The organism is Streptococcus sp. 79 (assembly GCF_013277425.1).
GTDB classification, from domain to species: domain Bacteria; phylum Bacillota; class Bacilli; order Lactobacillales; family Streptococcaceae; genus Streptococcus; species Streptococcus pseudopneumoniae.
Genome location: NZ_VMMW01000015.1, coordinates 15,051 through 26,906, shown reverse-complemented (window position 1 = coordinate 26,906; position 11,856 = coordinate 15,051). Strand labels below are relative to the sequence as shown.

Sequence of the window (11,856 nt, the reverse complement as noted above, 5' to 3'; positions counted from 1 at the left end):
ATATAAAGATTTGTTTAATGCACTGATAATTGCTCTAAGTTCTTTGTTTGAATACGAAGCATTATTTTCTGTGAGAATGATTCTGATGCCAGGTGTTACAGATGTTTTTTCCATTTCAAGCATATTTGCTCCTAATTGCGTATTTACTTTATCTACACCTTCTTGAATTGCATTATAGAAAGCATCTAAGTCTACTTTTCTGTTTTCTTCACTGAACTTTTTTATAAATTCCCCCTCTTTCTCATCATTAATAGCTCCTTCAAATCCTTTATTTTTAAGATAATTCATATAAAAAAGTTGCTCCGATTGGAAATAATCAAATAATGGCTGTCGGTTATCGTGAACCTGAAAGGCTTCAAGTGCTGAATAATAAATTGCCTTATTCGTATCGTCCACAATAAAGGGGGTAAGCCCTTCTTTTAAGCATTGTTTATACAAGAGCAATCGACCTATTCGACCATTACCATCTGCGAAAGGATGAATCCTTTCAAATTGTGCATGAAAGCTTGTTAAGTAATTCAAATCTTTTTGTTTTTTCAAATCATAGCCAATCAGTAAAGAAAGCATCTCATCTTCAGTCTGTTCAACAGAAGCTGTCGCAATTTTTCCTACCTCATTTTGCAACACTTTATAACGACCAACTGGAGCTATCGGGTTATGCTCAGAACTGGTGCCACTTTTTAGAATACGATGTAGTGTTTTAATATAGTCCTCTGTCAGTGGCTCGTTAACGGTATCTAAAATATAATCAAAACATTTAAAATGATTATTCATTTCTACTAAATCATCAATTTTGATTCCTTTTGCATCAATATTTGCGATCGTCTTTGTCTCATAAATTAAGCTAGTCTGCTCTTCTGTCAGACGACTTCCTTCAATTCGGTTAGAATTATAAGCAAAGCGTTTCTGTGTAATATCATAAATACCACCGTGTACTTTTCCTTCTCTCTCTGCTAAGAGCCTTGTAATTAAATCCATTATTTCTCCTTGTAGTAAGCAGTTATAGTTATGGATATATTTATAGTTATAAACATATCCATAACTATAGTTTCTCGATTAATTTGTCAAGATAATCTGATGCAGACTTTGCACCAGCTGCTTTTGCAACTTGATCTAACTTTTTCCGATTACTTGGTTTCAATGTAAACTGGAATTGCTTTTTGCGTTCAAAACTTTCAAAGTTGGCTACCTCTGAAATCTGTTCAGGTTGATGAGTTGCTTCAATAATCTGTGAAATTTCTTTTTCTTTCGGTGTAAATGCCATCATAATCTCCTTCTAATTATATTTATAACCGTATTTATGTTTACAAATATAATTATATTGTATCATAAATTCTTGAAAAAGTCTGCTCCAGCTCAGTGAAAAACTTTTTGTGTTTTTGATAAAGTTCAGGATTCTCCTCCATATCTGCAATAGAGATCTTATCAATCGTGGAATGATTGAATAACTCTTTTGCTGGTACAATTCCTAAAAGGTTATCTGTTCCCTTTTCTTTGGCTTCAAGTCCCAGGGCTTCCAGTAATTCTCTCGATGATCCGTAGTTTGGTCGAATCATATTTGCTAAGAAATATAACTCAGCAGTAATGTATGATTCTCTTGTACGATAGTCAATTACATCCTTTCTGAATGCTTCTAACCGAGTTGATAGATTGAATTTAGCATTATAACCAAACTCTGAAGGAGTCAATGGACTAATAATAGCGTGACTGACCGCAACAGCATTTTTAGTAGCTGTCGCAAAATCTGGTCTACAATCAATCAAGATATAGTCAAACTGATCCAACTTCTTCTTTTCGTAGTTATCCTCTAGCCAAAGATAAAGTAGCATATTTTTCTTATCGCTGTTCTCCAGATCTCGTTCTACAGTATCAAGTTGAACCGATCCTGGAATTAGACTGATATTTTCCTTGAGTGGCTTAATATCCACGTCACCTCCTTTGAAGGCATTCGCAATCGTATTCTTGCTTTCGTAAATATTGTAGCACTGAGTCAAATTACATTGATGGTCTAAATCTATAAAGAGAATTTTATGACCTTTGCGAGCCAACCATTCTCCATAATTAAATGTCAAAGTTGTTTTTCCAACACCGCCTTTGATAGCGGCAAATGTGATAATCTTCATTCTATTTCTCCATCCTTTTTCTATATTTCTATTATACCATTATAATTATATTTGTCAACATATTTATAATTATATTTATAATTATTTTTTACAATGAAGTTTCTCTTTCCTTACGCTGCTCCACATTTTTCTCAATGTCTTGATGTAGCTTATAATCTTTTGTAATTGCTTCTACCCGTTGATACAAAGCCTGGCGCTCAAAGGTTGCCTCTTTAACAAGTTTATCAATCTCAGATTTGCGAGTGCTAGGATCTACTCTCAAGTCTTTCATAATAGCAATAGCTAGTTTCACTTCCTGAGGATCGCTTGATTCCAATGCAAGAAATGCAGACTGAATTTTATTAAGCTCACCCAAGCGTTGATCTAGTTTATCAAGCAAGTTATCTACTTCTTCCAGTTCCTCTTCAAAACGATTTAACAATTCATCAAATTGCTGTCCTTCTGTTACTCCATGAGCAGATAGATAATTATATTCACGAACAAGCTGATCCAAACTAGAGATTTTCGGATGTTTCCGAACAATCATTTCTCCATTATCATACGACAACTGGGAAGCGACTGTTTCTCCCTTCATATACCGATTCTTATCAGCATGTTCAGGATTAACAAAATAGTAGAAGTCATTTTTTCTGATAAAAATTTCATAAGAGCCATCTTCTGCTCTTTCAATCTGGTGAGCTGGAATAAGAATGGTTCCCTTATTTCTAAGCCCAAATTCCATTTCAAGATAGATTCCATTTTTCGTTTCTTCCATCACCTGCCATTCTTCAACTGTGATTCTCATTTCAAAATCATCTTCTCGTTCTGCCACCATCTTTTCATATTCAGATTTTATTTCATCAACAGATAAGGTTACTTCGTTAGCAACCACTTTCTCAGAAATTTTCTCTAAAGAATAATTTCCTTTTTTGGACAGTGTACGATCCCTCACATTTCTTGTTTGATCCCGATCAGTCAGGAGATATTTTATTTCCTTCCCTGAAGTATCAACTTCAAGATTTAAAGCTCGTGCCTTAATCTTAAAATCCTCTAAAGAGGTTGAATGTTTCAAAAGAAAATCTAAGCGTGATTTAATCTCATAGCGAAAAGAATTTTTTTTGCGATAGGCATGATAGGTTTTTCGATTAGTCCATAATCTCTCCTTGAGAATTTTAGCTCCAGCCAAATCAGAATACTTGTTTGAAATATTAAATAAGCTTCTAGCAGTATTTTTCTGCCAACGAAACTTTTTTAATGTAACAGAATTAGTGGAATTGAAAATGATGTGATTGTGAATGTGCCCCTTATCCATGTGAGTCGCTATGACAAATTCATGTTGTCCACCAGTTAATTCTAAAATTGTTTTTCGACCAATCTCATGAATTTCTTGTGGAGTCAAATCATCTTCAGGAGAAAATGATTGGATGATGTGGTGAGCCAAAACCCGATTCGGATTGTGAATGTCAGATCGTTCTTTTGTCCCTGCTCGCTGAGCAGCATTCTTTTTGGTCAAAAGAAATTCTTCTGTCGCTGTCCCAGCGTCTGTAATTCCATAAGTAGATACAAGTTGCTTGACTACTCGGCCATCTTTAACCACTGCTGGAAATTCAAACTGTTCATCTTGTTCTAAGAAACTCGTTTTAGTTGGATTCTCAATATAGCGTAAAGCATTATTTAAACTTTTTGTATCAGTCAGCTCGACCGTCTTTGCTTCATCCTCAATATATTTTGTAGATCGTCCTAAAGAAGCAACTCCTTTTATCTGAAGAACCTTTGTTACAACCATCGCTCTTGTTCCTTTGTTTGATTTTCCTGTTTTTGGATAAATTGACTGACTGTATCTTTCAAATATTTCTGCAATTCAAGAATCTGACTCAATTCATTTAGACTAGCCTGTTCATCTTCGTTTACCTTTTTTGCGACCTGATTTATATTGACCCCTATCCGATTTATGTCCTTACGTAGTTCTCTCAATTCTTCAAAATTTAAGATTTTGACCTCACCCATAATCAACATAATTCGTGCAAAGGCATTAAAATTTGTCATTCCAGATTCTGCAACCTTTGTTGAAATAAACCGTGCCTCTTCTTCCGTTAAACGAATTTTTTTCTGAATCATTCGTTTTCTTTTTTCTTTATTTTTCAAAAAATTTCCACCTCTATTCTGGCAATTTTGCTTGAGGGGCTCAGCCCCCTTTTCTTCTGGCAAGATTAGCACTTGGGTACCCAAATGCTGTTTTTAAAAAGGTCAAAGTTAGTCAGGGTGTCATCCCTGACTATTCTTGACTTTTTAAATCTTTGGGGAAATCCCCAATCCCCTAATCCCTGCAAGCAGGAATCTTGTTCTATAACGAGGGAAAAGTTTGATTAAACTTTTAAGTCTTCCAGTAGAAGCTCCATTGTATCAACCATCTCCATTTTAAGAATTTCGTCTTTGAGTTGCTCAAATCTCTCATCACTCATCCCTTCAATTTCTTTAAGTGCAATGGGATACATTTCTACTTCTTCTAGCTCATAGTTTGTTTTAATTCGCATATCTCTACGAAGAATGTAGAGACATTCTTTACGTGAAATGTGCTGGTTAACTTCATTCACTTTTGGCGAATCTGTAGCCTCCTCCTCAAAAAATATCTCCATTAAAAGATCAAAAGTTTCTTGTTTTAGATGTTCAATCATCTTCCGTTTCTCCTTTTTTGTTTTTCTTCCTACGGACCAATGCCTCCATTATCGAGGGCTGCTCAGGGACTTTTTTTCTTCCACCTGCTTTACAGCCTCCGCCTTTTGATTCCCCAACTGCTCAGATTTTTCTTTTGCCTGTTGGAGTTTATCAGCAAACTTATCTTTCGTCACAGTTTTATTTTTCACTAATTCTAACTTAGCATCCATCCGATCAATCAAACTTTTTGCTTCTTTCTGAACAACCTGCAGTTGTTCTACCATATCTTCAAAACCATTTTTATCCTTCGCCCAGATAGCTAAATATCCAAAACTGTAGCTACTCGTATCAAAACCAAAATGATTAGCCACGACATAAGCGACACTTTCAGCTTGTAATTCTTGCTTACGATATTGGTCGTCCCCATATTGGGCATTGCTTCCTCTATGTAAATCTGCATGAGCCATTTCATGAAAAATGGTTTTTAAAATCTGTTCTTGACCCTTTAATCCTTTTGAAATAACAATTCGATTTTCATCTGGAGAGTAATAACCATTTGTGCTCTCTCTTTTAATTTCTTCAAAACTGATCGAAACCTGATTATCCATTGAAACAGCTTTGGCTGCTCGGTACAAATCTTCATAATCTTTAACGTCTCCAGTCAATTCATGAATTGCTTTTGGCAATTCTTTTCCTTCTGTTTGAGATACATCAAAGACATTCCCTAACTTAAATCGAGTAACAGTGACTGCCTTCTCTTCTGTTTCATTCTCAGACGGAGAAAAACTCAACTCTTTTTGATTAACAGGAATGCTTGTTTTCACTTGGTAAGGAACCCAAATCTTCAGAGCTTTTGAACCCTTTTTAACTGTTCTGTCAAAATCCGTTTTCCATTTATTAAAACTTGCAACACGGGAAACATTAGGATTTTGCATCTTCAGCAAATGAATATTGTTGAGTGAGTAGTTGTGAAACTTACTCATGGTATCCAAGAATGATTTAAACTGTTCTGAATCCAAGTAGTTCTTCATTCCCTCTTTCAAGTGTTCAGCTAAAGCTTTTGTATCTTTATTTGCGACTAACTGGGAAATGGTTTGTTCTGAACTTTTAGTAGCAATTGCATCGGTTATAATAGCTCCAGTTTCAGCTTCAACATCTGTCCTTCTTTCTCTATCTTCCTGTTTTTTATGAAGGTTAGAAGCACTATTGTATGGATCTGTTCCCTGCAACATCTCATCAGAATTGGAAATACCATCACCATCCAAATCACGATCCCTCTCATCTTTTCGGTTATACTGATAAATTTTTTCGTATGGATTATCTGGTGTATTTTGCGAATTCTTGACTTGTGTTTTTTCAAATTCATCCCGAATGTTTTCGATGGTTTGTTCAACTTTTTCTGATAAATCTTTAATTTCTTTTTGCCATTTTTCTACAAGAGCTACTTGTTCTTGAGGCGAATCTCTAACTCCCAACTTCTCAAACCAAGCAGATAAATTTTCAACTTCAACTCTATCCCTTCCATCAAAAGAGATAAAACCAAGACGGCTATCGTAACTACTATCTGTAAATCCGATGGGACTGTTTTTTAAATCTCCATAAGGGAGTTGAGATAATAGTTGATCTGCATAAGGAGTATCTTCCAAAGCGTAACTGAACTGAGAAATATCTAGTTCACTCACTAATCTCTCCAGATGATATTGATTAAATAATGACCCATCTATCTTCATCAGTTCTGGATGCTCTCTCATTTCTCGTGTACCAAGTCTTTCTTTATGAGCGATTGGATTAATCTCCTCACCAATATTGTAACGGATGCTATCCTGAATCAGTTCACCGTCAGGACTGTATAAAGCAAATTGAACCTTTGTAATAGGTGTATAAGAAGCACCTTCTACCTGGTTCATTCGATCACTTACACTCTCATGATGTTTGTCGTAATAGATATTATTCTGCTTATATAGCTCTGTTGCAAAAGACTGATAATCAACCAGCTCGGTTTCGCTAAAAGGTAAAATTGGCCCATCTTTATGCTTTTCTGCCCATTGAAGGCGGACATTGTAGTTATTTTTGTCAATCTCATTTGGTTGAATTGCCTCAAACAAGCCATTTTCCATAATGGATTGCAATTCTTTGCCCCCATCTTTAATATAGTCCTCATTGATTGATAGCTGTTCAATGTGGCCATTACGTTCATGGAAGATACCTAGAATAACTTTTCCATCGGTTTTCTCCACATCAACTTTTAAATCTTTCTTAATTTTCATAAGAGATGCAGGGACACGTTCTTCTCCTATATCTTTGAAAAGAAGTAGGAAGTCTTCATCTTTACTCTTAATAGCTTCTGAAAAATTAAGCCGTTGTGCTATTCTTACCTCATCTAAGTTATCCAATACAAACGATTTAGAATCAAGAATATCCTCCAACATGGGAATGACTTGTAATTTTTCTTTTAGACTATTACTAACCATTATTTGGTTATAGTTTCCTCTTCCTTCTGCAAAATCAACTACAAAATCTGAAGCTTTTTTCCCTTCCACAATAGGTCTGATTCCTGTTAAGTGTAAAAAGTTTTCTTGTTTAAAACTAACATCTAACAAATTTACTTCTCCATTATTTGAGTAAAAATAATAGACTTTACTATTTGCTAACTCTTCTAAATACCATTGAGAAGACCTCTGAATAGAGCCTGCATACTGATTCATTTTTTTTAAATCATCTTGCGTAATTGGATGATATTTTGAATATCTTCGTTGCACTTCTTCAAAGTTTGTGCTAAACTGTAAGTAACGATAGGGTGATGTCGGGTGACTGGTAACAGTTTGCTCAAAGGTTGCTGATGGTTCAGCTTCAGGTTCGGCACTGCCCACAGCATCAGGCTGTGAATAGCCCTCTCCACCACTGGCCCTATCATTCATTTGCTCCTGAGTACTCTCAGGAGTTTTTTCTGTGCTCTGAATTTGTTCCTGCGCTTCATACTCAGCCCCTGCTTCATGTACTTCCGACATAGTATGTTTCCTTTCTTTTTCTTGATTGACAATCCTTGTATATTCCTGATGGACTTCTTCCTTCGTCAGCTGCCTAGCTGAGACAAAGGCTTTTACATCATCTGCAGTTAGCTCTTGCGCTTTTGCAAGAGCTAGTTCCTTCTCAAAAAAGCCCTGGTAATACCAAGACTTTTCATCTACCGTATAAACATGTGCTAACTCTTTAGGAGTGTTATTCCTTCCCTTCAGGAAATCATTCCAATCTTCCTTCTCCTGGTCTCTCTGAAGGATAGGTGGAATCGCAATCTGTACTGGGATCCCCTTTTCCTGAAGACTAGTTATAAATTTATGTCCAGCCATATCATTATCTACAGCTAAGGTAATCATATCCTGATGCTGACCATCTTTAAAATAGTTTGTTGTTCTGGCTACTAATTCTAGAGCTTTCCCTGTATTCTGATTGATTTGATAGGATTTATCATTTATCTCTGCATACAATTCCATAAACCGTCTACTAATAATCCCATCTTTTACTCCATCCATAGCTACTAAGCGAACATCCTGAAGCCTATCTTTATGGAGCTCATAGTAGCTCATAAGATCGATTGGAGCTTCCGCAAATACCAAACGTTTAGGAGTTCCAATATCAATTGAGAAACCTAGTTGTCCGTCTGAATTTCTCATAATTTGTTTTAAACGCCCACGTTCAGGATAGTGCTCTCGATTCTCTACTATTCCCTGAAGACTCGCTCCAGCTAAAAAGCCTGTATTGTCTTTATATTTAAAGACGATCACAGGCTCAAAATAGTCTCCTTTTTTTCGGATTGCTTCCGCTATACTGCCTTGGCTAATAAAAAAGTTAATCGTATCATCTGAAAGGCCTCTCTGTGCCTTCAAATAGCGTCTAGAGGCGCTGAAATCCTGACGCTCATATCTTTCCAAGTGATAGCTAAAAGGCTCTTTTGAGGCCGTCTGAGCTTCTACATCGACTGCCTTAAATTCTCCAGTTTCTAAAAAATGCATCGCCTCCTTGTAAGAAACACCTCGTATGGTTTGAACTAACTGAATGACATCTCCAAATTCAGTTCTTGAGTTCCAGTAAAATTCATTTTTCTTTGCATCTATTACAAAGGAATCATGTTCTACCCAGTTATAGCTATAGCTACCTGTACGCTTTAACTCCATGCCTAGTTGCTCTGCAACAGAAATAATAGATAATCTTTTGGCTTCTTCTTTGCTTAACACCATCTGTTGTCCCCCTACAATGAAAATTCTGGCTCTTCTTTTTCTGCTGCTATATCTTGTCTCTGTTCTTTCTCAAGTTCTTCCGCTTCTACAAAGCGTTTTAAATCAGGAAAATGGAGTTGGGCTTGTTTTAGCTTATCCTGAACTAACAAGTTCTCATCGATATGATAGACTGCTTCCTGATGGCCATTAAATCCTTTCTCTAGATCAATATCATCAAAGCGGATAACAGCCAACTCTGTCAAACTTCCCTTATACCAAGCTCCAATCTCACTTTCAAGATAAAACCGAACGGATTCTCTATCTTCCGTCTTTGTATCCCGTAAATAAGCTAGTTCCCAGCTTTCACCCTGAGAATAACCAATAACTTCTTGAACGATTAACTCCTGATTATTCGTTCCTAAAATCTGGTTAATATCTCCTAAACGTGGTACTAGAATTTCCTGAGCTAATGAAACGACTTCTGTACGATAGTTGAAAAACTCATATTGTTCTCTATCTTCTACATAGTTCCTAACAAAATCTGAATAATGAGGGAAATGTTCCTGAAAACTAGGTGAAATCATTCCATAGATATAGGCTTGTTTTACTGTTTCAAACTGGGCTATTTGATAATATGAGGGATCAAGCTTGCCCTCTTGATTCAATAGTTCCTTGATCTTTTCTGGAAGTTGAATTGGTTCTGATTCTGGCCAAGTTTTCTTAGAATAGTTGATTACTTCTTCATAGAGAATCGTATCAATCTCTGGATTCTCCATTTCAAGTAAAGTATCTACAATTTGAGCATATTCTGAAAGATTGGAACGATAATCAGTAATCAAGCCATCTTTACGAACCTCCCACTCCTCAACCTGAGCATTTTCTGGAGTTCGTAGCAACAATACCTCCTCAGCTTTTAAATCCACTCCAATAACTTGATCGCCATTTGGTAATTGATCCATCTCCAATTCCTGGATCTTAGTATCTAATTGATTATTAACCTGAAGCAAGTCTTGTTTCAAGTGAAATAATTCTTCTGCATTGGCCTTTAATTCTTCAAAATACTCTCTGGAGATTTTCACTGGTTGAACCAATAAATCTTTCTCTCTTTGTTCTAGAGGGTAGGAAAACAAGTAGGGAGCAACTTCTTTGAAGTCCTGGTAGTTCATCCATTTTATAGATTCAGTAACAATCATATTCTGGACATCGATAACATCTGTATGAGGTGTAATCCAACCAGCTAAAGCCAACTCTTTTACTGCTTCAGATAAGGGGTAAGAAGGGATATGTTCTAAAATCCCCTCAAAATAACCAATCCCTCGAGCAGTTTCTTCCTCAACTTCACGCTTCATTCGTTTAAATTGTTTTTGTGGTAGTGTATTCATTCTATTTCGTTTCCTTTCTTTCCGTTATCTGGGCCGTAAAAGGTGTCTACGATACCTGCGGAACGTAAAGCCGATTCCAATGCTGATCTAGCCAACTCAGAAGCCGCAATTGTTCTCACTTTCACTTCCCATAACTCTTCTTCCTTCTCCTTAATTAAGTTATCCATAAACTCATTATCTTTAATCAGCTCATCTCGCCGTTGCTTAAGTTGTTCTAAATTCATTTGATTCTCCTCACCAAAAAAACAGCCATTACGGCTGCCTTGTACTTTTAGGTATTAGAAATTGCAAGAGATCCCAATGTTGCTCCTAACGCACACACTATTAAAGTTGCTATGATGATTGGACTCAAAAGAACTCTTGATATTGAAATAATTAAAAAGAAATTAACCACTATGACTATGGCAATAATAAACCAAATGGCATTTTTTATTTCTTCTCTCTTATAACTAGACTTATTTATCATTGAAAATAATATAGGTATTATAAAACCAATGATAATTAACAAGATTCCAAAAAACAAAAAGTGCCATGAAATATTATTTTCATATGACATGATATTAGATGCAATTGACACATCTTTCTGATTTATCATTTTATCAATATCAAAATGATGTGTTAGTTGCTTATTTAAATTTCCCAGATTAAGATTAAAGCAAATGACAACTATTGCATAAATTAATTCTATTGCCACATAAGGCGTATAAGGGCTTTCTAATACTTCAAAAAATCGATCTCTATACAAATTTATCTCCTATATTCAAGTATAATGTTCTTCTATATAGCGTTTTAAAATGAGATATCGTCTCAGTAGCAACGAATAGCTAAAGTTATAGATTAAAATAGTCAAAAATAACAAAACTATAAATAGTGCAATACTGATGCTCAGTAACACACTTTCATGCAATTTATTGGTAGGTACACCTGTTAAAGGTGAAAATAAAATTGCTAAAAGTCGTTTTAAATCATCTGAAAAAATAATGGTTAATACAAGACCTACCAATAATTTCCAGTTGCGAGAACTCCTTTCCTTTTTTATCTCTAGCTCTGTCAATTCTGCTAATAATGCCTCTTTAGACTGCTGGTTATAGTAACCCAAGGCTTCTCTGTATCGACGTTCATGCCGTTTCGTCCACATTTCATAATAATTTTTTATGGTAGATTTCATAGGATTATTACACTCCTCTCAATCATCGCTTATTCTCCATTCATTATATCACAAAATACTAAAACACATTGTGCTATCTAGTTCTTAATTTCTATATAGCCAAGTTCATCTGTAGAAAAACCAACAATCTTATAGAAACCTATGGCTCCAAAAGTTTCTAATAAATGAGTTTCCGCTACCCTTTTAGCTGTATTAAAATCACGGAAAAAACCTGCATGAGCAAAATTTTCATGCCAGGTTATTTTTTCGCCTTCCTGATGCAGCCACACATACTGATCCCAATTTATAGCAATTAAAACGCAATAAGAGTCATAAAATTCCATTAGATTTCCTTT

At 35.6% G+C, this 11,856-nt stretch carries 11 protein-coding genes and 1 pseudogene; all 12 read right to left on the bottom strand.

The window, feature by feature from the left end; all coding sequences use genetic code 11:
- Positions 1 to 210: 210 nt before the first annotated feature.
- Positions 211 to 978, bottom strand: a pseudogene (locus HT729_RS03565) (Fic family protein); the annotation flags it as partial.
- Between the two features lie 64 nt (positions 979 to 1,042).
- A complete protein-coding gene (locus tag HT729_RS03560; RefSeq protein WP_172931677.1) occupies positions 1,043 to 1,264 on the bottom strand; it encodes a hypothetical protein in 222 nt (73 codons plus the stop codon).
- 52 nt (positions 1,265 to 1,316) lie between these two features.
- The gene (locus HT729_RS03555; RefSeq protein ID WP_172931676.1) at positions 1,317 to 2,123 is read right to left on the bottom strand and encodes a ParA family protein; all 807 of its coding nucleotides are present in this window, start codon (positions 2,121 to 2,123) and stop codon (positions 1,317 to 1,319) included.
- A gap of 88 nt (positions 2,124 to 2,211) precedes the next feature.
- Entirely contained in the window at positions 2,212 to 3,888 is a 1,677-nt protein-coding gene (locus HT729_RS03550) for a relaxase/mobilization nuclease domain-containing protein (protein ID WP_172931675.1), read from the bottom strand.
- The gene (gene mobC / locus HT729_RS03545; protein ID WP_172931674.1) at positions 3,879 to 4,247 is read right to left on the bottom strand and encodes a plasmid mobilization relaxosome protein MobC; all 369 of its coding nucleotides are present in this window, start codon (positions 4,245 to 4,247) and stop codon (positions 3,879 to 3,881) included. The genes HT729_RS03550 and mobC overlap by 10 nt, the downstream gene beginning before the upstream one ends.
- 221 nt (positions 4,248 to 4,468) lie before the next feature.
- A complete protein-coding gene (locus tag HT729_RS03540) occupies positions 4,469 to 4,777 on the bottom strand; it encodes a hypothetical protein (RefSeq protein ID WP_050223043.1) in 309 nt (102 codons plus the stop codon).
- A 48-nt stretch (positions 4,778 to 4,825) separates the two neighbouring features.
- The gene (locus HT729_RS03535; RefSeq protein ID WP_172931673.1) at positions 4,826 to 8,992 is read right to left on the bottom strand and encodes a PBECR4 domain-containing protein; all 4,167 of its coding nucleotides are present in this window, start codon (positions 8,990 to 8,992) and stop codon (positions 4,826 to 4,828) included.
- 11 nt (positions 8,993 to 9,003) lie between these two features.
- Complete coding sequence (locus HT729_RS03530) at positions 9,004 to 10,353, bottom strand: hypothetical protein (protein ID WP_172931672.1); 1,350 nt, start codon at positions 10,351 to 10,353, stop codon at positions 9,004 to 9,006.
- A complete protein-coding gene (locus HT729_RS03525; RefSeq protein WP_138703167.1) occupies positions 10,350 to 10,577 on the bottom strand; it encodes a hypothetical protein in 228 nt (75 codons plus the stop codon). The genes HT729_RS03530 and HT729_RS03525 overlap by 4 nt, the downstream gene beginning before the upstream one ends.
- 47 nt (positions 10,578 to 10,624) lie before the next feature.
- Complete coding sequence (locus HT729_RS03520) at positions 10,625 to 11,098, bottom strand: hypothetical protein (protein WP_172931671.1); 474 nt, start codon at positions 11,096 to 11,098, stop codon at positions 10,625 to 10,627.
- Between the two features lie 15 nt (positions 11,099 to 11,113).
- Positions 11,114 to 11,521, bottom strand: a complete 408-nt coding sequence (locus HT729_RS03515; protein WP_138703165.1) for a hypothetical protein — start codon at positions 11,519 to 11,521, stop codon at positions 11,114 to 11,116.
- 77 nt (positions 11,522 to 11,598) lie between these two features.
- Positions 11,599 to 11,844: a hypothetical protein gene (locus HT729_RS03510; RefSeq protein WP_172926298.1), complete on the bottom strand. Its 246-nt coding sequence runs from the start codon at positions 11,842 to 11,844 to the stop codon at positions 11,599 to 11,601.
- Positions 11,845 to 11,856: the final 12 nt, after the last annotated feature.

Excerpts from the sequence above, each read along its gene's own strand:
- HT729_RS03535 (WP_172931673.1), bottom strand. The coding sequence starts at position 8,992 with ATGGTGTTAAGCAAAGAAGAAGCCAAAAGATTATCTATTATTTCTGTT.
- HT729_RS03540 (WP_050223043.1), bottom strand. The coding sequence starts at position 4,777 with ATGATTGAACATCTAAAACAAGAAACTTTTGATCTTTTAATGGAGATA.
- HT729_RS03515 (WP_138703165.1), bottom strand. The coding sequence starts at position 11,521 with ATGAAATCTACCATAAAAAATTATTATGAAATGTGGACGAAACGGCAT.
- HT729_RS03560 (WP_172931677.1), bottom strand. The coding sequence starts at position 1,264 with ATGGCATTTACACCGAAAGAAAAAGAAATTTCACAGATTATTGAAGCA.
- HT729_RS03510 (WP_172926298.1), bottom strand. The coding sequence starts at position 11,844 with ATGGAATTTTATGACTCTTATTGCGTTTTAATTGCTATAAATTGGGAT.
- HT729_RS03550 (WP_172931675.1), bottom strand. The coding sequence starts at position 3,888 with ATGGTTGTAACAAAGGTTCTTCAGATAAAAGGAGTTGCTTCTTTAGGA.
- HT729_RS03530 (WP_172931672.1), bottom strand. The coding sequence starts at position 10,353 with ATGAATACACTACCACAAAAACAATTTAAACGAATGAAGCGTGAAGTT.
- HT729_RS03555 (WP_172931676.1), bottom strand. The coding sequence starts at position 2,123 with ATGAAGATTATCACATTTGCCGCTATCAAAGGCGGTGTTGGAAAAACA.
- HT729_RS03525 (WP_138703167.1), bottom strand. The coding sequence starts at position 10,577 with ATGAATTTAGAACAACTTAAGCAACGGCGAGATGAGCTGATTAAAGAT.